This window comes from Lactococcus sp. bn62 (assembly GCF_029492705.2).
GTDB lineage: Bacteria > Bacillota > Bacilli > Lactobacillales > Streptococcaceae > Lactococcus > Lactococcus petauri.
The window spans coordinates 1,312,720-1,336,208 of sequence record NZ_CP120417.1; the positions used below are offsets into that span (position 1 = coordinate 1,312,720).

Below are 23,489 nucleotides of genomic sequence, written 5' to 3' on the forward strand. Positions count from 1 at the left end.
TAATTATATTTTAAATTAAAAAGAGAGAAAAAGATAATAATATGGTTGGAAAATTAAAGAAAAATTTAGTTTCTACTTTAATTAGAAGCACTTACTTTGTTGGTCGTGTAATTTCAAATGTATGACCTAAGCTTGTATAGGCTCTCCCTGACAAGCGCGCAATGGGATCAAGTTCTTTCGCTTTAATATAGAGTCTTTCCTCATCAATGACAGAATCATCCATAAGAATATTTTTTACTTCTAAGAGCATTAATTGGCTTGTTTTTCCTACTGGAATATGCTGATGGAGCACAACCTCTAAACGGGCTTTAGCATTTTCTATAGCAGGTACTTTTACTTCTTCTGATGCTGTAATTTTAATGTCGAATTTTTCAATTTCACTTTCTGTAGCAGTGAGAGGTGCTGATGTTTGATTCATGGCTTCAACATTATCCATATTGACCAGATGGATGACACCTTCCTTTGTTTCCAAAAGGTTTCTAACAGAATCTTTCATCTCTGTCATAGCAATGGATACAATGACTGGATCTTTTGATACGACGTTAAAAAAACTAAAGGGCGCTGCGTTGACAAGCCCTGTAGAATTTTGGGTTGTCAACCATGCAATCGGTCTTGGAATAACGAGTCCTGAAATTAATTTGTAAGCATCAGTACTGCTCATATCTTCTGGTTTAAATACTTTCATTCTTTCTCCCTATACGACGTTCTTTAATTTTTTCCATAGTCCACAGTGGTTCTAATTTTCTATCTCGAAATGCATCTGACGTATCCAAACGTCGTAAAGCAGCTGCAGTTCGTGCCTTTTCCGCTTCTGCTCCTGGAAAGAGATGCGGAGGCAAACTTAGTGAGAGACCTGCCTCGTCTGAAGTCTCATCTATCCAAAAGCCTGAGGTTACGAGCGCTTCTTCGTAACTATCAACCTTGGCTTGCCCGGATTGTACCATATCTAAGGCAGCAATACCCGGAGTATCTGTAGCGATTTCGAAAAGCACACCGGGTGCAACATTTACATATTCACTGGAAAAATAAAAACGTTCTACTAATCCCGAGTGAGGCATCATATAAGATTTGACACGCTCAATCCAATATCTAAGGGTATCAGGATTAGCTGTACGAAAAGCGACATGATGAACCGTGCCATAGCCTTGATATGCTCTCTGTGCTTCTTTATCCTGATCAATGATAATAGAAGCACCATTGCCCCCCTTCGCTACCTCAAAAAGAGTGAAATTATTTTCAGTAGCACTCTTGCGAAATCCAAAAACTTCTGCGAGCAATTGATGAATAATATTTACTTCTGCGAGCTTAATGAAAACAGGTCCTAAGCCTACAATAGCATGCTCAACTTCTACATTTGAAAGTTGCCAAGGTTTACCTGGAGCAAGGACACCTTGATTTTTTTCGTCGGAAATCAATTGGTACCGCTGACCATCAAAATCCTCAAACTCAAGATATTTTTTACCAAAGCGTTCTGCCACCAAACCATGTGGCACAGCTGCCGCTTCAAATCTTTGATGCCAGTATTCTAAAGATATATCTTGAGCAACACGAAAAGAAATACGGTCAATGCTATTGATACCGTGGCTACCGGCACCTATTCCAGGGAAATCAAAAAATGTCATATCCGTACCAGGATTTCCCTCTTCATCCGTAAAATAAAGGTGATAGGTGTCGTAGTCATCCTGATTAACGGTAAGTTTTGCCAGTCGCAGTCCTAAAATATTTGTAAAAAAATCATAGGTCTTTTGGGCACTTGAAGTAATCGCCGTAACATGGTGTATCCCTCCCAGTGCAAATTCCGAATTTAGTTTTGTCATAATTATTTTCCTTGAGTTAGTGTTTACACTTGTAAATCTTATCTTCATTATATCATGTCTTACATAATTTTCAAACAACTTGCATTAAAAAAATGCCTCTCTTCAGAGACACATTTTCTATATTTTAAAATAATTTAAGAGGAGCTGACAAAAGTACAGTTCTGTTAAGCTTCCTACCACTTGTTCTTGCTTTATCTTTTTAAGAAGCTCGTTGAGTACTTCTGCTTTTTTATAAGAAGATATTGTATCGATTCCTTTTTGAAAAAGCTCCTGGTCTTCAGATATAGGGATACTTTTCGTTTTTTCTAAAAGAGCAACAACCCTAGAGGCCTGGTTTCTTAAGTCAGTGTGTCGCGTAACATTGCTAAAGATTTCTTCTAAGTGACTGGCTGCCTCGATACATAGATTCTTTCCCATCACTCCATTTAAGTTTGAACGTATTATCCCTTGTTCCCAAAAGTTTAAAACTCGTGCTGCAGCTGAAGTGAAGAGCAGACTAAACTGACAAATTTCCTCTGTCCGTAAATAAAAGATATAAGCCATCTGTAATGTATACGCTAACTGATAAAGTCATGTGAAGCCAGCGGTACAAATAAAGTTGCCTGCATAGCGGAATGTTGTAGCCAGAAAGTTGTCTCTCCTTGAAACAAGAGACCAAGCTTCGTTTTCTCTTGCTCTTCTAAATAACTTACCAGTCTATCTTTGAATATCCTGCGAAAAATAAGTGTCCATTCAGGATTTATTTCTTCACTCAGCGTTTCGATTCGAAAAATTGTTTTTCGACTTTCCATCGACAGCCTGATTGTGTGCATCCTCTTCTTCCTTCCTGTAAATCATTCCCATATTTTTAAACGGGATATTTCTTTCAGACTTTCTGTAAAATCATCTGTCAGTATCGTCACATGCCCCATTTTTCTATCGACCTTCGCTTCCAACTTTCCATAATCATGGATATGCCATTCAGGCCTTTTATGAGCTAATTGCTCCATTTGAGGAACATCTTGTCCCAGAATATTGAGCATAATGGCTTTTTTCAATAGGCGAGGTTGCGGCAATTCCTCGCCGAGAATTCCCTTGATATGTAAGTCAAATTGTGAAAAATCACAAGCCTCTATTGTATAGTGTCCCGAGTTATGGGGACGTGGGGCAAGTTCATTTACATAAATCTCGCCCGCTGCTGTCAGAAACATTTCTACACAAAGTGTCCCTGAAAGCTGGAGCTCTTTAGCTATCGCCAGCGCCAAACCTTTAGCCTTTTCGCTGACCTCAAGAGGTACGGGAGCAGGAGCAATGGTACGGTGTAGAATATTATTAATATGTTCATTTTGACAAAGGGGGAAGGTCACAAAATCCTTACCATTCCCACTAATAATTAAAGAAATCTCACAATCAAAATCAACAAATTCCTCCAGTACACATTCTGCACTCTCTGCTAACTTCATGGCCTCTTTCAAATCCTCATCAGATTTCAAAACAACTTGACCGTGTCCATCATAGCCACCCATTGTTGTTTTTAATACTTGTTTTTTTGTTACTTGCTCTGGAAGATTTTGAGCATTTTCTACGAGTTTCCACGGGGCTATTTTCACGCCACATTGTTCTAAAAACTCTTTTTCTAACCGACGATTTTGCGTGATTTCTAATAATCGAATGCCTTGCGGAATAGCAACACAGGCATCAAGCTGATGTAAAGCGCTAGCCGATACATTTTCAAACTCATAGGTTATCAGATCACAAGCATAAGCTAGCTTAAGAAGCGCATCAACATCATCATATTCCGCAATAATCAACTCATCCGAACACTTTGCTGCGGAACAGTTCGGATTTGGATCGAGTGTAATCACTTTATGGCCCATATATTGTGCAGAAATAGCCATCATTTGGCCCAACTGCCCACCACCAATAATTCCAATTGTTTTTTTCTTATGTTGCATATTCTTATTATAGGCCATTTTTCTTTGTTCTCCCTATTCTTTTCGGATAGTTTAAAAATAAATCCGCATATTATCCGGATTTTTGTTTACTAAAATCAAAATATTTTTACAAATATTACGCTCGTTTTTAAATTAAAAGTTTACAACAATTCTTTAGTTGAAGAGACTGATATATCGGCTGCTTCTTTTCTATATTTTTTCAATTTTTCTACTAAGCTTTTATCAGCAAGTGCCAAAATCTGAATAGCATAGAGAGCTGCATTTTTGGCTCCTGAAGTGCCTATAGCCATACTAGCAACAGGAACTCCACCTGGCATCTGGACGATGGAGTAAAGGCTATCTAAGCCAGATAAGGCACGTGACTGAATAGGCACACCAATAACAGGAAGAAGTGTCATTGCAGCAACCATTCCAGGTAAATGTGCCGCACCTCCTGCGCCAGCAATTATGAGCTTATAGCCTTGTTGCTCCGCATTTTTCGCAAAATTCATCATAATTTCTGGTGTCCGGTGAGCGGAAATGACCTTTTTATCAAAATCGATACCGAACTCCTCCAAAATTTGAGTCGCTTGTTTCATTGTCTCCCAATCTGAAAGTGATCCCATAATTACTGCAACATCTGCCATTTTTATACTCCTTTATTTCCAATGTCTTTACGATAAAACATCCCTGTATTGTCTAACTTATCTAATTTCTCGTAAAGTGATTTTTGAATACTTTTTATCTCTTTGCCGGTTTCGGTAACCATGTATATGCGTCCCCCTTTTGAAAGGAGCTGACCATCTTTTCTTATAACACCAGCATAATAACAGTTCAAATCCTGTAGCTCTGGTAGAACAACACTCTTTGTTGAAGCATCGGGATAGCCCTGATTTGCTACAACTACTCCTAAGGTAACTTCTTCGGTATTACAGATCAAGTTTGGCTCTCGTCCTTGTAAGATATCCAATATATTTTCAAAAAAATCACTTGTAATAGTTTCTAGAACCACTTGCGTTTCTGGGTCACCAAAGCGAGCATTAAATTCAATCGTTTTGACACCTTCGGATGTCAATATTAATCCGGCATAAAGAATACCAGTAAAAGGCTTATTCTCCGCCTCTAACCCAGCCACAGTTGGCTGAACAATTTTTTCTATGGCTTCTTGTACTACAGCATCTGAAATATGAGGTACAGGTGCATAAGCACCCATCCCCCCTGTATTTGGCCCTCGATCGCCATCAAAGGCACGTTTGTGATCTTGCGCAATAGGTAACGGGTATATCTTTCCATCATGTACTAAGCTAAAAAGTGAAAACTCTTCGCCATCAAGGTATTCTTCTACCACAACTTTTGCTGCTTTTGTCTGGAAAATATCTTCTAAAGCAGCTTTTGCTGCTTCTAAATCCATGGCAACTGTGACGCCTTTTCCTGCAGCTAAGCCATCTGCCTTGATAACAATAGGTGCACCTTTTGTCTCAACGTAATTTAGAGCCTTTCCGAGATCCGTAAAACTCTCGTAGTCTGCTGTGGGTACGCCGTATTTTTTCATTATTGACTTAGCAAAAGTTTTACTGCCTTCGATTTGAGCAGCTTCAGCTCTCGGTCCAAATATAAGCAACCCTTCGTCTAAGAAAGCATCCACAATGCCGTTCATCAATGCTGTTTCTGGACCAACAAAAGTCAAGTCTACTTTTTTCTTCTTCGCAAAGTCTACCAATAGATGATTTTCAAGTTCGGAAATAGCTACACTTTCCAGCTTTTCCTCCGCCATACCCACATTTCCTGGGCAAATAAAAACTTTCTCTACTTTTTCACTTTTTGCAAATTTTCGTGCAAGTGCATGTTCACGCCCACCTGAGCCAACAACTAAAACCCTCATATTTTCTCACTTTCTTCTCACTTCTATCTTAAGATATTTAGAGAAAAAGAAAAAGCCCCAGGGGGCTTTTCTAAATATATTCTTATTCCATTGTTCGGAATTATCAAGCGAGGACAGGTAGAGAAGGTATTTCTAATAAATCTTCGATAACACAATCTGGTGTTAAATCTTTTTGCGCCTCTAAGTGTTTAGGATTATACCAAATTGTTTTAATACCTGCATTTTTTCCGCCTAGGATATCCGTAGCTAAGGTATCACCAACAATCGCAAAATCTTTATCCGCAGCATGATCGATATGTTCCAATACATAATCAAAGAATTCTTTTGATGGCTTGTGTTTTCCAATTTCTTCACTGATAAATATTTCTTTGAAATATCCGGCAATGCCAGACTCTAAAATTCGTGGACGAGAAACTTTTGATGTACCATTACTAACAATGTACATTTCTGTTGCTTCTTGCGCCAGGCAATCCAAAAGTTCCATAGCGTGGTCCATCAATTCATGACCTTGAGCCAAGTGAAGTTGGTAAGCTGCATCAACAGCCGAAGCATCGTAAGTTTCTTTAACTCCCAAAGCTCTAAAAGCATTAGCAAAACGTGTAGAAAGAAGCTCTTCACGACTGATTTCTCCTGCTTCATGACTTCGCCAAAGTGCTTTATTTTCACGTGAGTAGATGGCTCTGTTTTCTTTTGTATCTTCAATATGGTATTGCTCAAAGATTTTGCCTAAAGCCATGTACTCTGCCTTATCAAAATCAAGAAGTGTGTTGTCTATGTCAAAAAGTAATACAGTCATTTTCATCTCTTTCTAAAAATTTATGATAGCTCTAGTTTAACGATTTCATCGTATTTTTTCAACAAAAGAGACTTTTATAACGGTCACTATCTGGCTAATAAAGCAACCGACTGATAAGGTGCCAGTGTTTCAGACTTATATGAATCATAGTTATTAACGAAGACTTCTGCATCTTCAAAACCCTGTGGCAAAGTAAAGTTCACGCTGTGATTGGCAAAGTTATTCAGTACAAGTAAAAGTTGGCCTTTATATTCACGTACAAAAGCATAAATGTGCTCTGAATCTTTAAGTGCAGCTTTATAATCTCCCTCAGAAATAATTTTTTCCGTTTTTCGTAAACGAATCATTTCTTTATAGAAATTATAGATTTCTCCGTTTTTATCTCTTTTCAGATTAATGTCGGTATGTTTGCCCAACTTCAGCCATGGCTCTCCTTTGCTAAAGCCCGCATTTGCGCTATCGTCCCATTGCATCGGTGTTCTTGAATTGTCACGTGATTTACTGCTGATTATTTCAAACGCTTCGGATTCTGTTTTTCCTTGTTTCAAAAGTCTTTCGTAAGCATTCAAAGCTTCTAAGTCTTGGTAATCGGCAACAGAATCATAATCAGGGTCAATCATACCAATTTCTTCACCCATATAAATAAAAGGTGTGCCACGGCTGAGGTGAATCGCAGCAGCTAGCATCGTTGCTCCTTTTATACGGAAATTTTTCACATCCACAAAACGATTGAGTGCTCGAGGTTGATCATGATTATTCCAAAAAGTAGCATTCCAGCCGCCACCTTGTGACATTTTTTCGCCCCATTCATGGAAAAGCTCTTTGAGCGCTTGAAAATCAAAGGGAACTTTGGTCCATTTATCACCATCTTTGTAATCTGTTTTTAGATGATGGAAATTAAAAACCATACTGAGTTCTCTTCGCTCCGGTTGTGTATAGAGAATACTGTTTTCGATGGACGTTGAGCTCATTTCTCCCACAGTTATGGCATGTTCATCTTGGCCAAAAGTAGCAGCATTGAGCATTTTCAAATATTCATGCGTGATTGGTTTATCAGTATACTCAAATTTCCCATCAAATTCTGGATTGTTTTTAAGTATTTCGTCTTTTCCAATAACGTTAATCACGTCAAAGCGAAAGCCTGATATACCTTTCCCACGCCAAAAATTGACAACTTCAAACAGTTCTTTGCGAACATTGGGATTACGCCAATTTAAGTCGGCTTGAGAAATATCATAAAGATGAAGATAATATTTACCAGTATCGCCAAATGGCGCCCAAGCATTGCCACCAAATTTCGACACCCAATCCGTAGGTTCATCTCTAAGAATGAAGAAATCTTGGTAATATTTATCACCGGCAAGTGCTTTTTTAAACCATTCATGTTCTGTTGAAACATGATTCAAAACCATATCCAACATAAATTCAATACCTAACTCTTTACCACGTGCCACCATTTGGTCAAAATCTTTAAAATCACCAAATACTGGATCTATATTAGTATAGTCAGAAATATCATAACCATTATCTCTTTGCGGGCTGGGATAAAAAGGATTAAGCCAAATCATATCGATTCCTAATTCCGCCAAATAAGGTAATTTTTCCGTTACTCCTCTGAGATCACCAATACCATTTCCTGTAGTGTCTAAAAATGATTTAGGGTAAATTTGATAGATGACTTTTTCACTCAATGTCATAGTTTTTTCCTTTTGTTTCTTATTTATTTACGGCTGATTTAAAGACGTTTTTCTTTTCAAGTCCTGTTCCCATTGTATCTGAATCTTTAAAGCCAAAGAACCAAACCAAAGTCATGGATACAACAATACAAACAGCTGTCGCAATCCAAAAGTAGATAAAGTTGTTAGGGTTACCTGCAGCATGAGTCAAAGGATTTGTCGTTGCAGCAAAGTTAGGGAAACCAATAAGTGAGCCTGAGAAGCCGTACATATGCAGATCAAATAAGCCAGCAACCGCAGCGCCTGCAGCTGCACCAATCGAACTCATAATGAAAACACGAATATATTTCAAGTTAATCCCATACATGGCTGGCTCAGTTACCCCACAAAAAGCCGAAATCGCTGCTGGTAAAGCTAACCCTTTGAGACTTTGTTGGCGTGTTTTGAGAAAGACAGCTAGAGCACCAGCACCTTGTGCCAACATTGTAAAGGAAACAATCATATTAATGTTTGATTCTCCTGTTGTTACGATTTGTTGCGTCAAGATAGGAATAACCAACCAATGGAGACCAAAGATAACTAGAACTTGGTAAAGTCCACCAATAATTGCTCCTGCTATTGTGAGATTAAGATTAATCAAGCCTGTAATGACTGAAGCAAGCGCAGAGGAAACAATACTAATTACGGGTCCTACCAACAAGAGTACTAATGAAGCCACAACAAAGAAAGTAATCATCGGTACAAAAATCGAACGAAGCGCTAAAGGCATGTGTTTCTTAAGCCAAGCACCGATTGGTTTAGCCATCCAAGCTGCTACAATAATCGGGAAAATAGTATAAGCATAATTTGGCAAGCTAACAGGAATATTAAAATAACTTGTATTAAAAGTTACGCCAAATAATTCCATGACGACTGGTGCTTTTCCAGCTACAATCTCTCCTTTCTCAATAACATTAGGTGCTGCAACTAAGCCTTGTAAAGCAGGGTGAATCATAAATCCACCAACTGCAGCCACGACAAATGGGTCTGAACCTAACTGTTTAGCAGCAGCATAGCCGACCAAGACAGGAAGAAAGTAGAATGGTGCCATCGCCATTGTTGAAATAATAATATAGGTTGGATCTGTCGGACTAATAAGTTCAAAAATATGGTTTCCTTTAACAAACATGTTAAGAATCCCATTAATCATACCACCAGCAGCTAATAAACCAATAATCGGCATCATTGACCCCGTAATTGTTCCAACTACAACTTGAAAAGCACGAATGATTGGATTTTTAGAAACTTTTGTTTCCTCGACTTCTTCACTACTTTCACCATCCACGACACGACTGCCCAGCTGGGCCACAATTTCGTCATAGACATCCTCAACAGCTTGACCGATAACGACTTGGTACTGCCCCAAATTTGCATTGTAGACAACCCCCGCTACACCATCCATTGCTTCAAGTTTTTTATCGTCTGCTTTTTCTTTGTCGACTAAATAGAAACGTAAGCGTGTGATACAGTGAATCACCTTTGTGATATTTTCCTCACCACCAACAGCAGCAATAATTTCTGTTGCTAATTTTTTGTAATCTGCCATGATTTCTCCTTTTTATTTTGCAGTTGCTTGGCCCAACAGATCGCCTGCTTGAGCAATTCCTTTTTTAACGGTAAGACTATCGAGCTTTTCATTTGTATTTGTAATTAAAACCATACTCGTAAGTGGTAAACCCGCTGCTTCCACTTCTTTCCAATTGACCTGTCCCAGAGCATCGCCACCGTCGACTATATCACCCACCTTAACCTTAATCTGAAAAGGTTGTCCATTTAAACTTACTGTATCAATTCCTAGATGAAGCAACACTTCTAAACCATCTGCGCGCGTGAAGCCGATAGCATGTCCTTGTACTAGACTGACTTCTCCTGCTACTGGACTAACAATGTCATTACTTGTGGGTTCAATAGCATAACCATCTCCCATAACTTTTTTGGCAAATACAGGGTCGGAAACCTTTTCCAAATCAATAACTGTACCCGCTAAAGGTGTATAAAGGTTCTTGTCCTCACTTACACTTTTTTTCTTTCCAAAACCAAACATTTTTATTCTCCTTTAATAAAAATAAACTGCAACTTGTACGTACAAGTTTATAATAGCAAAATGAAAGCGGTTTTGCAAGCGGTTATATTTTTACTTTAACTTAAAGTGCTTTTTTGTTACACTTAGGTTATGAAAAAGTACGAAATTATTCTTCGGGATTTGGAGAAAAAAATTCATGAAGGAAGATATCCCGAAAATGAGCTCTTGCCCAGTGAAAACCAGCTTACAGTGCTCTATCAAACAAGCCGTGCAACGGTACGACAAGCGCTCAAAATCTTGGAAGAAAACGGGATTATTCAACGCCGTCACGGCTTTGGCTCCATTGTTATTCCAAGAGAGAGATTGATGTTCCCCATTTCAGGGTTAACTTCTTTCAAAGAGCTCAAAGATTCTTTAAACTTCAGCTCAACCACTGAAATATTAATTTTTGAAAAAATAACTGTAGATAAAGACCTCTCAGAACTTTCTTTTTTTGAAGAAGGCTCTCAAGCTTTTCATATCCTCCGCCGACGAAATATTGATGAGCAGTTCGTTATCCTAGACCGCGACTATATTTTAGCTTCTGCAGCACCTGATATGACCAGAGAAAAAGTAAAGGCTTCTCTATATGCTTACCTTGAAGATCATGTTCATCTTGATATTTCATATGCTCAAAAAGAAATCACAATTGATTTTGTCAATGATGAAGATAAAACTTATTTGGATTTGAACCCTAAGGACCGCCATGTCGTCAGTGTGCGCAGTCATGTTTATCTCGCCAATAATAATGTTTTCCAGTATACGGAAAGCCGACATCAGGTAGATAAGTTTCGCTTTACTGAATTTTCGAGACGGCAGAAGCATTGAGATGAGGTTGTGGGATTTCCTAAAAGAAGTTAGTACATGTAAAAACTCGAGAAAATGTAATTCTCGAGTTTTTGTGCATGATAGTTTATTGATGGATGATAAGGACAGGGCGGACTCCCCCGTAGGCTGTGCTAAGGTTTACGCCACCATTGCCACGCAACTGACCAACATAAATGCCAGAGTTCACGAGCCAAGCATTGCCGGGAGCACCAGGGGTACGTAGCCACCACCACCTGTTATTAAAACCTACACGACCAGCATGGTCTGGGAAAGCTAAGTCAGGTCCTGACAAGCGTGTCACATCAGCAAGCGATAGGGCAACGGCACGCTTGACGCCATCTGGCACAACTCGTGTTATATCTTGATGAACATCTTGGTTGCTCAAGGCCACAAGATTAGAAGGCAACCAGCGTGTACCTCCTGTAAAATTAACAGAACCATCGATGACATTTCCTGTCATAAAGCTAGAAGCTACAGGAGCCACAATATCTCGAACCTCTGGTGCAAGAGCCCCATACCAAGTCGTTAATTCGCCTTCTTGTTGAGCGAAAGAACGCTCACGGATAGGCTCGTTACGAATAATCATATGGTTGCCACTACCCATATCTTCCAAATAACGGTACTGCTGACCCGCCATAGTAAAGATACGTCCCGGTCTCATGATTGCAAAGTTGAATGCGCTAGGTGGTGAATCTCTATTCCAGCGTGGGTTGCCATCGCCTGCGACAACTTCCAGAAAGTCCGCTAAGCGTGTATCGTGGTGCCCTTGGTCATCATCTTCTAAAAACCTGTCAATGGTTAGAGGCGAGATGACTTGACTATCCACATGGATGGCATAATAGTAGGAACCATTGACAAAACTTCTTCTGACTACTTCATCTCTTACTACAGCTGCGTCAAGCAGGTAAGAGGTTGCCTCGTCTTGTTCCAACAATTCTGCCCAATAAGCCCATCCTGTATTGTGGTCCAGCACCCAGAAGTTGCCGAATCTTTGGTTAGGGTTTAATTGTTCCCATTGCTGAATGGTCATTGGTGGACGCTCTTGTCGGAGGTGTTGTTTTGTCTCTTGCATAATGGCTGCGCCCGGCCAAGTCCCTGTGTTCGTATAGGAGCTATTTGGACCAGTTTCAGTCCAGTAAGTATCTGTTCCATCTCCTGGATGTGTGGTGCCATCTGTTTCGCCATCCTTGGCACCATCCCCTTGGATATAGTCACGGGCATGGCCTGCGGCTGCTGTTTTCAAACTCTCAAGTTCATGGTTAAAGGTGGGCATATACCAAGGTGCTTCTTGCCCTGCACGCTGCCAGCCAAAAGTGAGGTTGATATAGTCATTGAAGGCTAGCGAGTCTCCTGTACGTACATTGATATCATTTTGTGCTGATCTGTAAGGTGTCCATGTCCGCGTATCATCAAGTTCTGAATGTTCAACCACAGGGATGAAAACATCTTCGCCAAGTCTTTGAATAGCCATGTACTCCGACAGACGAATACGTACCATAATAGGCTCCTCTCCCTCGGCATCATGTCCGTAGTTTTCGGCAAAGATGTCCTTGTTGCCTGTATCTCTATTGTAATAATCATGAATACGGCCAGGAGCGTGGCTTCTGAAAGCATTAGCACGGTCATTGAGCGCCTGTTGGTTAAAAGCAGTATAAGCAAAGGTACCACCAATAAGTAGAGCTAGAGCCAATATAGCTATGGTTATCAACTTTCTTTTTCTTTGTCTCATTTCTCCTCACCTCGCTTTACTTGCTTTTTATTAAAGAACGAGCGGATACGGAAAAAACGCCTATTTTTACAGGACGTTTTGATGTATGCGAAAAAGAACAGAAAATTACCGCCTGTGCTGTGCTGTGCTGTGCTGTGCTGTGCTGTGCTGTGCTGTGCTGTGCTGTGCTGTGCTGTGCTGTGCTGTGCTGTGCTGTGCTGTGCTGTGCTGTGCTGTGCTGATAGATTATAGTCCATCACAATTCCTCGTCAAGTATTTTGTTGTTTCAGAGTAATACTAATATAATTATATTGTAATATATCGAACAGTAATATTAAAATAAAATGAGGGATAAGTTATTCTAAAATTCTTGTACAAAATCTTCATCTTTTCAGCAAAAAAAGTCCTACTTACTAGCAGAACTTCTTTTATCAATGACGGAAATGTCTCACACCTGTAAAGATCATCGTGATGCCATACTTGTCACAGGCTTCAATGACTTCTTGATCACGAACGGAACCACCTGGTTGGACAATCGCTTTGATGCCAGATTTGGCAATCTCATCAATATTATCTGCAAAGGGGAAGAAAGCATCGGAGGCAAGCACAGCATTATCTAGATTTTTTTCCTGTGCTGCTTCAATTGCTATTTTCACTGAAGCTACACGGTTTGTTTGACCAGGTCCAACCCCAAGTGTTTGATGTTCATTTGTGACAATAATACCGTTAGACTTCACATATTTGACCGCTTTCCATGCAAATTTCAGCGCTTCCCATTGTTTTGTATCTGGTTGAGCTTGCGTTGCTACTGTCCAACTTTCTTCTTGTTCTGCAACAACATCTTGCTCCTGTACTAAGACACCTCCAAGTACACCTGTAATCATCGCTTCTTTTTCTGATGCACCAATTTGTTCAAAATCAAGCGTAAGCAAACGGATATTTTTCTTTTTCGTTAAAATTGCCAGAGCTTCATCAGAAAATGCTGGTGCAATAATGATTTCTAAAAAGATTTTGCTCATTTTCTCAGCTGTTTTTTGGTCAACTGGGCGATTTAAAACGACAATACCTCCGAAGATTGAAACAGGGTCTGCTTCATAAGCATAATCCCAAGCTTGCCCAATCGTCTCCCCTTGACCAATGCCGCAAGGATTCATGTGCTTAAGCGCCACAACAGTTGGTTGCTCCGTAAAATCACGCGCAATTTGCAAGGCTGCATCTGCATCACGCACATTGTTGTAAGATAATTCTTTACCGTGCAATTGCACACTTTGCCCAATCGAATAAGCAGTTGGAAGGGCATTTTCATAAAAATCTGCATCTTGTTGTGGATTTTCACCATAACGCATCCCTTGTTTTAAATCATAGGTCAGTGTCAACTTTTCAGGTTTTTCCTCATGTTCAGAAAACTTTTCTGTTAAATATTGTGCAATGAGTGCATCATAAGCAGCAGTATGTCGAAAAACTTTGGCAGCCAAACGTTGACGAAGCTCTAAGCTGGTTTCCCCAGCTTTTTCGAATTCTTGGAGCACTGCAGCATAGTCTGTGGGATCAACAAGAACAGTAACGTCTGCATGATTTTTTGCTGCAGAACGTAACATTGAAGGACCACCAATATCAATATTCTCGACAATTGTTTGATGATCAGCTCCTAACAAGAGTGTCTCTTTGAAAGGATAAAGATTGACAACAACCAAGTCAATGGGTGTAATATTGTGCTCTTCTAAGGCAGCTAGATGGCTGTCCAAATCACGTCGTGCCAAAAGTCCACCATGAATCATTGGATGTAATGTTTTCACACGTCCATCCATCATTTCCGGAAACTGCGTCACTTCTTCAATCGCTAAGGTTGCAATTCCTGCTTCATCCAAAGCTTTTTTAGTTCCGCCAGTTGAGATAATTTCAAAACCGAGTTTACTTAAAGACTCCGCCAATTCAACAATTCCATTTTTATCCGAAACACTGATAAGCGCACGTTTAGTCATTTTTATTCCTTTTCTATTTTTAAGTTTATAATAGCTCTTACTATTTTTTGATAAGCTCTTCTACTACTTTTATATACAATTCATGCTCTATTTGATGGAGCTTTTTTTCATATTCGGCGAGTTCTGGGTAATAATCAAGCTGCTGCTGGGCTAAAATTTCTCCTGTATCGACTCCAGAATCCACCCAATGCACTGTGATTCCCAAGCCTTCTTGAGCTTGCCAGGATTCCTCTAAAGCATGAGCTGAACCCGCAAAAGCTGGCAGATAAGATGGATGGATATTAATGATCCGGCCTTCATAAGCTTGCAAAAGAGTAGGACCAACAATTTTCATATAACCTGCAAGACAAATCAAATCAATCTGATGTTCACGGAGCAAAGCAACTAAGGCTTCTTCATAACTTTGCTTATCAGCAAAAGATTTTAAGGTAAAGCTGACAGCAGCTATCTTGAACTGCTGTGCTCTTTGTAGAGCATAAGCCTTAATCTTATCCGAGAATAAGAGCTGAACTTCAGCGGGAAAAGCTTGAGCAAGAGCTTCAAAGTTGGATCCTGATCCTGAGGCAAAAACGGCAATCCTCATTTTATAATTACCGCTTGTTTCACACGTGGAGTAATTTTTCCGATTTCGTAGCATTTTACTCTTTGCTTCACTTCCTCAGCCTTTTCTGGGGCCACCGCAAGGACCATACCAATTCCCATATTGAAAATTTGGAACATTTCGTCATGAGGAACTTGACCGTATTTCTCCAAAGCTTTGAAAATAGGCAAAATCTCCCAGCTGTCTTCTATAATTTCAGCTGTTAATTGATCACTAAACATTCGCGGAAGATTTTCATAAAAACCACCTCCTGTAATATGTGATATCCCCTTAATCATATTGTCCTTTATAAGTGGCAACAGCTCTTGGACGTAGATATGAGTGGGTTCAAGTAACTCTTCTCCAAGGGGGCGTTCCAGCTCAGGAAGAATTTCTTGTTTATCAAAATCTTTAAAGATTTTCCGGACGAGCGAGTATCCATTCGAATGAATACCGGAGGAAGGAAGCCCTAATAAGATATCACCTGCCTCAACATTCTTGCAGCCATCAATTAAGGCTGACTTTTCGGCAATACCGACAGCAAAACCTGCAAGGTCATAATCATCTGTATCATACATATCTGGCATTTCTGCTGTTTCACCGCCAATCAGGGCTGCACCTGACTGCAAACATCCTTGGGCAACACCTGCGACTACTTTTTCGAGCTTTTCCGGATGGTTTCTCCCGGTAGCGATATAGTCAAGAAAGTAGAGAGGTTCTGCTCCAGCTGCAACGATATCATTAACACACATGGCCACACAATCAATCCCAATCGTGTCATGTTTGTCTGCTTCAATAGCCAGCATCAACTTTGTGCCTACTCCGTCTGTTCCAGAAATAAGCACTGGTTCCTTAACATCAAGTTTTGAAAGATCAAATGCCGCTCCAAATCCTCCAAGTCCTCCAAGAACTCCCAGCCTTTTCGTTTTTTCCGCGTGTTTTTTTATGCGATCAACCACTTGGTAACCCGCTTCAACATCAACTCCTGCCTTTGCATAAGCATTTTTAGACATTTTTTCCTCCTAAAGATTTCAGGTAATTTTCTTCGTAATCGTAAAGTGGCGTCGGATATATACCGTCAAAGTAAGACAGACACAGATTATCATGTCCAATAGCCTCAACTAATCCTTCTTGGCTTAAAAAAGTAAGACTATCTGCTCCAATGATTTGGCAAATTTCATCGACTGAGTGTTCCGCTGCAATCAACTCTTCTCGCTTTTGAATATCGATACCATAAAAGCATGGATAAGCAAGCGGTGGGCTCGCAATTACAACGTGAACTTCAGCAGCGCCGGCATCTTTAAGTAAACGCACAATTCGTCTGCTTGTCGTTCCACGTACTATAGAATCGTCCACCATGATAACCTTTTTACCTTCGACTACACTGGAAACAGCCGAGAGCTTCATCCGTACACCTTGTTCTCTTAATTCTTGCGTAGGCTGAATAAATGTACGCGCCACATATTGATTTTTAATCAAGCCCATTTCGTAAGGTAATCCAGATTCTTCTGCATATCCGGATGCTGCTGAGAGTGACGAATTTGGCACACCAATAACAATATCTGAATCTATCTGTGCCTCACGTGCTAAGATACGCCCTGATTGTTTACGTGCGGTATGAACATTGACACCTGCAATAACACTGTCCGGACGTGCAAAGTAAATATACTCCATTGAACAAATTTGTGTATTGGTCTTATCTGTAAACTGCTCAACATGCAAGCCTTGATCATTAATTTGGATAATCTGACCGGGTTTGACTTCCTGGACAAACTCTGCACCGATAACATCAAAAGCACAGGTTTCACTGGCTACAACGAGCGCACCGTTCGCCATTTTCCCAATAGATAAAGGACGGAAGCCATTGGGATCAAGAGCTGCAATCATTGAATCTTCTGTCATCAAGAGATAAGCAAAGCCACCTTTAACAGTATTCAAGGCTTCCTTTACTTTTCCCATAAATTCAGGATGATGGCTGCGGCGAATCAGATGCGCCAAAATTTCGGTGTCTGAACTTGAAGAAAAGATAGCACCTTGTGCTTCTAACTCACGTCGTAGCGATACGGCATTGGTCAAGTTACCGTTATGGGCTAGACCAAGCTGTGTGTCTTGAAATTTAAAATGAAAAGGCTGAATATTGTTTAATTCTGCTGAACCTGCTGTGGCGTAGCGTACATGGCCCATAGCTGCTTTCCCTAATAATTTTTGTAAATCTTTTTCGTGACGAAAAACTTCTGTTACCAAGCCTAAATCACGATGCCGCTGAAGTTGCCCATCATTATTTGACAGAATACCGGCACCTTCTTGTCCTCTGTGTTGCAAGGCATGAAGTCCAAAATAAGTCAGTTGTGCAGCTTCAGGATGTCCCCAGATGCCAAAAACGCCACATTCTTCGTTCAAGGACTTTACTTCATAAGGCATGGAATCGCTCCTTCATAAATCGCTTTCGCTTCTTCAGTAGATAGGGAAATTTCACCATCTTTTGCTGAAATTTTAATTTCTGACTTGTCTGTAACATGCCCTAACTTGCTTGCTTTCCCTACCATCATTTCTTCAAAATCCTTTTCATCTTCTGGGCGAACTGAGAGAATAAAGCGACCTTGACTTTCAGAGAAAAGTTGTGATACTTTGCCATCAAAATGAACAGAAATTCCTTTATTATTCGCAAAAGCTGACTCGACAAGAGCAACAGCTAAGCCACCTTCAGATAAATCATGCGCTGACTGAATGAGACCCGCTTGGATTGCTTTTAGTACGCGTTCCTGATTTTCTTTTTCAGCTTGCAGTTCAAAGTTCAGCGTACCTGAAATCTCTCCTGTCATCATTTTTTGAATTTCAGAACCGGAGAAATCATCGGCAGTATCACCGATAAGATAAATTAAGTCACCTGTTTCTTTAAAATCTTGTGTCGTAATATGTGCCACATCTTCAATCAAGCCAACCATTCCAATCATTGGTGTCGGTAAAATAGCTTGACCGTTCGTTTCGTTATAAAGGGAAACATTACCTGAGATGACCGGAGTAGATAACACACGGCAAGATTCCGAAATACCATCACATGCCTTGCTTAACTCATAAAATTGTTCTGGCTTTTCTGGATTACCAAAGTTAAGACAGTCCGTAATTGCTAAAGGTCTCCCCCCTGAAGCAATGATATTTCGTGCTGCTTCTGCGACAGCTATTTGTCCACCAATCTCGGGATTAAGGTAGAGATAGCGCGCATTACAGTCTGTTGTCATTGCTAAAGCTTTATTGGAATGACGGAGGCGAATAACTGCTGCATCAGATCCTGGTGCAACGACTGTATTTGTCATTACTCGACTATCGTAGGTTTCATAAATACTGCGCTTGCTCGCAATTGTTGGTTGTCTAAGGAGATCTTTGAGAACCTCTGTTGCATTTACGATTTCCGGGATAAACTTTTCAGCTTTTTCAAATTCAGCAATGCGTGCAGGTTCTTTCATTTCACGATAATAAACCGGTGCATCCTCAGCTAAAGAGTCTACTGGAATTTCGGCAACCTTTTCACCTTGATGGAACAATGTGTACATCCCATCGTCAGTGACTTCACCGATATTTACCGCATCAAGTTCGTACTTTTTAAAGAGCTCAACGATTTCATCTTCATGTCCTTTTTTAATGCAAAGCACCATACGTTCTTGTGATTCCGAAAGCATCATTTCGTAAGGCGTCATGTTCGTTTCACGTTGTGGTACTAAGTCTAAATTAAGTTTCAAACCTGAGCCAGCTTTCGAAGCCATTTCCGAAGTTGAAGAAACTAATCCAGCAGCCCCCATATCTTGAATACCGACAAGGATATCAGAATGATTATGGATCACTTCAAGACAAGCCTCTAACAAAAGTTTTTCCATAAAAGGATCGCCCACTTGAACGGCAGAACGTTGTGTTTCAGAACCTGAACCAAACTCCTGAGAGGCAAACGAAGCACCATGAATGCCGTCACGTCCTGTTTTCGCGCCGACATACATGATTGTGTTGCCTACACCTTTGGCTTGTCCTTTTTGGATGTGCTTATGCTCAATCAAGCCCACACACATCATGTTCACTAAAGGATTTCCCGCATAAGATTCGTCAAAAGCTACTTCTCCACCTACTGTAGGAATACCGATACAGTTACCATATCCTGCTATTCCAGCTGTCACACGGTCAACAATGTGACGTGTTTTAGCATTGTCAATCTGACCAAAGCGAAGACTATCCAAAAGAGCAACTGGTCGCGCTCCCATCGAAAAGATATCACGAATAATCCCGCCCGATCCTGTTGCTGCACCTTCATAGGGTTCGACATAGCTTGGGTGATTGTGTGACTCTGCCTTGAAAACAACTGCCCAGTCATCACCAATATCAACGACTCCAGCACCTTCACCTGGTCCCATAAGTACTTGTGGACCTTCTGTTGGAAATTTTTTCAAGACAGGTTTTGAATTTTTATAACAACAATGCTCTGACCACATCACGGCATACATGCCAGTTTCTGTAAAGTTAGGCAGGCGACCACCAAGAATCTCATTTTTAATTTTAGAATATTCTTCATCAGTCAAGCCCCATTCACGATAAATTTTTGACGTTTGGATTTGTTCTGGACTCATTTCACCGCTCATTGTGACGCTCCTTCTTCTACAAAATTTTTCAAGATACTGGCAAACATTTTTTTACCATCATTTCCACCAAGTAAGGATTCTACGGCGCGTTCTGGATGGGGCATCATCCCCAAAACATTCCCTTCTTGATTACAAATCCCAGCAATGTCTAAAGCAGAACCATTGGGGTTTCCATTTGCATAAGTGAAAACGATTTGTCCGTTATTTTTTAAATCTGCCAAGGTTTCTTCATCAGCAATATACTTGCCTTCCCCATGTGCAATAGGCAAGCTAATCACTTCATCTTTAGAAAAGACAGTTGTAAATTTTGAATTATTATTTACTTTTAAGTTTTGCCACTTTGAAACAAACTTTAAGCTGTCATTTTGAATCAAAGCACCTGGTAAAAGTCCTGCTTCGATAAGAATTTGAAACCCATTGCAGGTACCAAAGACAGGTTTTCCTTCTGCAGCCAAACGTTTAATTTCAGGCATAACATTCGAAAAAGAAGCAATGGCTCCGCAACGTAAGTAATCCCCGTAACTGAAACCTCCAGGAATCAACACACCATCAAAGCCTGCAAGAGACTTTTCCTCATGCCAGACAAATTCGGCTTCAGCTTGCATCACATCACGAATAGCCCAGAGGAGATCGAAATCACAATTTGATCCTGGAAATTGAATAACTGCAAATTTCATCAATCTACCACCTCAACCTTGTAAGTTTCCATGTTTGGATTTGCTAATAATTTTTCAGCTATCTCTTCCACTTTCTTCACGGCCAATTGAGAATCTCCCTCAACTTCGATTTCAAAATATTTACCAACGCGAATATCTTGAATTTCAGAGTAGCCTAGCTTTTGAGTTGCTGCCTTGATTGCTTGTCCTTGAGGATCCAAAATTGATTTTTTATAGGTTACGTAAACTTCTACTTTGCTCATTTTCTCTTTCTCGTTCACTTTCTTTTATTTGTCTCTGCCATTACGGCATTAAGTCTTAAAGTTCTTTTTCTTCTTGAAGGGCTGTGAGTACACGACTGTATACTTCAATCAAGTCTCCAATATTACGACGGAAAACATCTTTATCTAAATGGTTCCCCTCCGCATCCCAAAGGCGACAGGTATCTGGTGAAATTTCGTCTGCCAAGATAATTTCGCCATCTGCTATACGACCAAATTCGAGTTTGAAATCAACCAGACTCAAGCCGATTTCCCCCCATATTTTTTGGAGAAGGGTATTGATTTTCAGTGTTTCTGACTTGATGAACTCCAGTTCTTCTGGTTGAGCAAGTTCAAGAAAATAGACATGTTCATCATTGATAAAAGGATCATCGAGTGCATCAGACTTGTAATAAAATTCAATAATAGGTCGAGGAAGAATGTCACCTTCTTCCAAAGCAAATCGCTTTGCAAAAGAGCCAGCAACACGATTTCTTAAGACCACTTCTAGAGGTATAATCTCAACTTTCTGGTTTAATTGTTCGGTTTTAGATAGTTATGTGATAAAAGATGTTTTGATTTGTTCGGCATTCAATTTTTGAAAAATCAGGGATGTAATTTGATTGTTCAATGCCCCTTTGCCTTTAATTTCTTCTTTTCTTTTACCATTTAGAGCTGTTGCGTTATCACAATACTCCACCCAAACCAGCTGTTCATCCTCTGTTTCATAAAGCTTCTTTGCTTTACCTTCATAAAGTAAGCGTCCCTTTCTCACGATATGCCTCCTCTTTATTTTATAATTTAATTCTAACCTTATTTAGAGTACAAAAAAAGATATTACTTGTGAAAGTAATATCTTTTTTGAATATCATTCGCTTTTTACGAACATTTATATAAAACTTCAAATTCTTCACAGACAATATCCATATCTGGTGCATAACAATCTAAATCTCGGAAAAAAGCTTCATGAACTTGCCGCCAATAGGCCAAGCTCCTGTCTCCTTCACCTTCGTTAAAGGCATGATCCTCTGTTACCTTATTAAACTTAGTAATATAGACCTTGCTTGTTTGAATCGCGGCTCGTGGATTTCCTTTGCCATCGAGTAAAATCTCATATCTTCCATCCACAGCAGGTAAAAAATCGTCTGGTCCATACAGGGACAATGCGCTTGCTGTAGCTCTTTTTTTCCCCTCAAGTACAAGTTCTAATAGCTCATCAGCCATTTGAGGAGTGTTACCAAAGGCCCAAGCATCACTGAAGTTATCTGGATTTAGATTAGCCTCTGCGATAAATTTTTCGTACATTTTTCCTTCCCGTCTTTTATAACTTTAATTGCATTTTGTAATTTTTTAAATTTTGGTTGCGTCGTAGGACGATTTGTTGCTCTAAAATCTCATAGCCACGTTTTTCAAAAAAAGGCCGCGCAGTTAAGGAAACATCAACATTTATTCTTTCTGCCCCCTGCCCCTTACAATATTGTTCAATCTGTTTGGCAAGGAGATTTCCTACACCTCGTTTCTGAGAATCCTTATCAACATACAGGCAATCAAATTTGTCTTCGCTTGTCGCATTAGCAAAGCCTAAAATTTTTCCACTTTCTTCTACAATTATACAATAACTCTCAGCCAGCAGTTTTTCCGGAAAAAAATCAGACTTATCAGATGGCGCCCATGCTTCTAACTCTTCTGCAGAATAATCCGCAGTATTGATTGTATGTACTGTTGTATAAAACAAATCAGCAATCTCAGCATAATCGTTGAGCAGTAATGTCGACAGTTCATCTTAAATCGCCAAATCAAATTTGAGTTGTGGAGTCACAGGTTCATAGTCCACCAATTCAAAATCTTCTGGTTTAATATCAAAGAAATTCGTTCCATCTGGTACATTTAAAATCAAGCGTGGCTCTTTTTCTGAACCCGTGCGTGACAGTAACTCATTCGCTTGTTCAAATTGATTATCGTAAATATGCAAGTTGTTGACAAAGTAGAAAAACTTGCCGACTTTCCAGCTGAAGTGTTTAGCCAACATCATTTGCAAAGCTACATACTGCATCGCATTAATATGATGCGCCACAAGCATGTCGTTTGAACGTTGAATCAAGGTTGCATCCAGATAAATTTGTCCATCTGCTTCACGTCTTACGTCAAACATCGTTTGAAATGCACAAGGCAAAAGTCCTTCGGTTTCTTCAAAATCTTCATATTGCCAAAGATTAATGATATTCCGACGGTTCCATGGATTTTTTTCCAAACCTTCGAGAAGCTTGCCGATAATGTTATATTTTTTAACGGTTGCTCCATAACGTTGTCCAATGGTACCATCACCGATACCCCATTCAGCCCAATATTTCACACCATATTTTTCTTCTAGAACGTCAAGTGCGCTGGTCTGATCTTGGTAAATCCACATGAGTTCTTTGATTGCCGTCTTGATAGGAATACGACGAAGAGTTGTGATAGGAAATTGCCCTTTTTCAAGATCATAAGTGACGAAAGATCCTGTAATATATTTACTGTTGGCTGTTTGGCCATTTTTATATTTTGGACGCGCATTTTCTGAAAACACGCCATTTTCGAGGATATTACTGATATTTTCTTTGAAGATTTGGTCTGCGTAGGTCATATTTCCCTCTCTTACTTTCGCTTTATTATGACTAACATTATACCA

The 23,489-nt window shown here is 39.9% G+C and carries 22 protein-coding genes and 2 pseudogenes; 1 reads left to right on the forward strand and 23 read right to left on the reverse strand.

Features of this window, described 5'->3' with window-relative positions; genetic code table 11:
- Positions 1–91: 91 nt before the first annotated feature.
- The 10 genes and pseudogenes from P3G65_RS06845 to P3G65_RS06890 all read right to left on the reverse strand — a co-directional run bounded on the left by P3G65_RS06845 (position 92) and on the right by P3G65_RS06890 (position 10,167).
- A complete protein-coding gene (locus tag P3G65_RS06845; RefSeq protein WP_019292346.1) occupies positions 92–685 on the reverse strand; it encodes a flavin reductase family protein in 594 nt (197 codons plus the stop codon).
- On the reverse strand, positions 672–1,895 hold the full coding sequence (locus P3G65_RS06850) for a VOC family protein (protein WP_019292347.1): 1,224 nt from the start codon (positions 1,893–1,895) through the stop codon (positions 672–674). Before P3G65_RS06850 ends, P3G65_RS06845 begins: the two co-directional genes overlap by 14 nt.
- Before the next feature lie 39 nt (positions 1,896–1,934).
- Positions 1,935–2,629, reverse strand: a pseudogene (locus P3G65_RS06855) (hypothetical protein).
- A gap of 21 nt (positions 2,630–2,650) precedes the next feature.
- The gene (gene purK / locus P3G65_RS06860) at positions 2,651–3,769 is read right to left on the reverse strand and encodes a 5-(carboxyamino)imidazole ribonucleotide synthase (RefSeq protein ID WP_019292350.1); all 1,119 of its coding nucleotides are present in this window, start codon (positions 3,767–3,769) and stop codon (positions 2,651–2,653) included.
- A gap of 122 nt (positions 3,770–3,891) precedes the next feature.
- The gene (gene purE / locus P3G65_RS06865) at positions 3,892–4,377 is read right to left on the reverse strand and encodes a 5-(carboxyamino)imidazole ribonucleotide mutase (protein ID WP_019292351.1); all 486 of its coding nucleotides are present in this window, start codon (positions 4,375–4,377) and stop codon (positions 3,892–3,894) included.
- A 2-nt stretch (positions 4,378–4,379) separates the two neighbouring features.
- A complete protein-coding gene (gene purD, locus P3G65_RS06870; RefSeq protein ID WP_019292352.1) occupies positions 4,380–5,612 on the reverse strand; it encodes a phosphoribosylamine--glycine ligase in 1,233 nt (410 codons plus the stop codon).
- Positions 5,613–5,715: 103 nt separating this feature from the next.
- Positions 5,716–6,408: a YjjG family noncanonical pyrimidine nucleotidase gene (locus P3G65_RS06875; RefSeq protein WP_284071136.1), complete on the reverse strand. Its 693-nt coding sequence runs from the start codon at positions 6,406–6,408 to the stop codon at positions 5,716–5,718.
- 86 nt (positions 6,409–6,494) lie between these two features.
- On the reverse strand, positions 6,495–8,105 hold the full coding sequence (treC, locus tag P3G65_RS06880) for an alpha,alpha-phosphotrehalase (RefSeq protein WP_019292354.1): 1,611 nt from the start codon (positions 8,103–8,105) through the stop codon (positions 6,495–6,497).
- A 19-nt stretch (positions 8,106–8,124) separates the two neighbouring features.
- The gene (locus P3G65_RS06885) at positions 8,125–9,669 is read right to left on the reverse strand and encodes a PTS transporter subunit EIIC (protein WP_019292355.1); all 1,545 of its coding nucleotides are present in this window, start codon (positions 9,667–9,669) and stop codon (positions 8,125–8,127) included.
- A gap of 12 nt (positions 9,670–9,681) precedes the next feature.
- Positions 9,682–10,167, reverse strand: a complete 486-nt coding sequence (locus P3G65_RS06890) for a PTS glucose transporter subunit IIA (RefSeq protein WP_019292356.1) — start codon at positions 10,165–10,167, stop codon at positions 9,682–9,684.
- Between the two features lie 129 nt (positions 10,168–10,296).
- On the opposite strand from P3G65_RS06890, the gene treR reads away from it, so the two are divergent.
- Positions 10,297–11,013, forward strand: coding sequence for a trehalose operon repressor (gene treR, locus P3G65_RS06895; RefSeq protein ID WP_019292357.1), 717 nt, complete (start codon positions 10,297–10,299; stop codon positions 11,011–11,013).
- Between the two features lie 85 nt (positions 11,014–11,098).
- Here treR and P3G65_RS06900 read toward each other — a convergent pair whose 3' ends face one another.
- The 13 genes and pseudogenes from P3G65_RS06900 to P3G65_RS06960 all read right to left on the reverse strand — a co-directional run bounded on the left by P3G65_RS06900 (position 11,099) and on the right by P3G65_RS06960 (position 23,444).
- A complete protein-coding gene (locus P3G65_RS06900) occupies positions 11,099–12,742 on the reverse strand; it encodes a hypothetical protein (protein WP_019292358.1) in 1,644 nt (547 codons plus the stop codon).
- Positions 12,739–12,978 (reverse strand): adenine methyltransferase, encoded by a 240-nt coding sequence (locus P3G65_RS06905; protein ID WP_153925091.1) that lies wholly within the window; start codon positions 12,976–12,978, stop codon positions 12,739–12,741. Before P3G65_RS06905 ends, P3G65_RS06900 begins: the two co-directional genes overlap by 4 nt.
- Before the next feature lie 174 nt (positions 12,979–13,152).
- Positions 13,153–14,703: a bifunctional phosphoribosylaminoimidazolecarboxamide formyltransferase/IMP cyclohydrolase gene (purH, locus tag P3G65_RS06910; protein WP_019292359.1), complete on the reverse strand. Its 1,551-nt coding sequence runs from the start codon at positions 14,701–14,703 to the stop codon at positions 13,153–13,155.
- Between the two features lie 40 nt (positions 14,704–14,743).
- Entirely contained in the window at positions 14,744–15,286 is a 543-nt protein-coding gene (gene purN, locus P3G65_RS06915) for a phosphoribosylglycinamide formyltransferase (RefSeq protein WP_284071137.1), read from the reverse strand.
- Positions 15,283–16,296, reverse strand: a complete 1,014-nt coding sequence (gene purM / locus P3G65_RS06920) for a phosphoribosylformylglycinamidine cyclo-ligase (protein WP_019292361.1) — start codon at positions 16,294–16,296, stop codon at positions 15,283–15,285. Before purM ends, purN begins: the two co-directional genes overlap by 4 nt.
- Positions 16,289–17,704 (reverse strand): amidophosphoribosyltransferase, encoded by a 1,416-nt coding sequence (gene purF, locus P3G65_RS06925; protein ID WP_040087550.1) that lies wholly within the window; start codon positions 17,702–17,704, stop codon positions 16,289–16,291. Before purF ends, purM begins: the two co-directional genes overlap by 8 nt.
- Entirely contained in the window at positions 17,689–19,905 is a 2,217-nt protein-coding gene (gene purL / locus P3G65_RS06930) for a phosphoribosylformylglycinamidine synthase subunit PurL (protein ID WP_046401013.1), read from the reverse strand. The genes purF and purL overlap by 16 nt, the downstream gene beginning before the upstream one ends.
- On the reverse strand, positions 19,902–20,582 hold the full coding sequence (gene purQ, locus P3G65_RS06935) for a phosphoribosylformylglycinamidine synthase subunit PurQ (RefSeq protein ID WP_019292364.1): 681 nt from the start codon (positions 20,580–20,582) through the stop codon (positions 19,902–19,904). The genes purL and purQ overlap by 4 nt, the downstream gene beginning before the upstream one ends.
- Positions 20,582–20,824, reverse strand: a complete 243-nt coding sequence (gene purS, locus P3G65_RS06940; RefSeq protein ID WP_019292365.1) for a phosphoribosylformylglycinamidine synthase subunit PurS — start codon at positions 20,822–20,824, stop codon at positions 20,582–20,584. The genes purQ and purS overlap by 1 nt, the downstream gene beginning before the upstream one ends.
- Positions 20,825–20,879: 55 nt before the next feature.
- Positions 20,880–21,596, reverse strand: a pseudogene (gene purC, locus P3G65_RS06945) (phosphoribosylaminoimidazolesuccinocarboxamide synthase).
- A gap of 104 nt (positions 21,597–21,700) precedes the next feature.
- Entirely contained in the window at positions 21,701–22,126 is a 426-nt protein-coding gene (locus P3G65_RS06950; RefSeq protein ID WP_019292367.1) for an ASCH domain-containing protein, read from the reverse strand.
- Positions 22,127–22,142: 16 nt separating this feature from the next.
- Positions 22,143–22,556 (reverse strand): GNAT family N-acetyltransferase, encoded by a 414-nt coding sequence (locus P3G65_RS06955; RefSeq protein WP_019292368.1) that lies wholly within the window; start codon positions 22,554–22,556, stop codon positions 22,143–22,145.
- A 48-nt stretch (positions 22,557–22,604) separates the two neighbouring features.
- Positions 22,605–23,444 carry a thymidylate synthase gene (locus tag P3G65_RS06960; protein ID WP_019292369.1) on the reverse strand — a complete coding sequence of 280 codons (840 nt, stop codon included), beginning with the start codon at positions 23,442–23,444 and terminating at the stop codon, positions 22,605–22,607.
- Between the last annotated feature and the right edge of the window lie 45 nt (positions 23,445–23,489).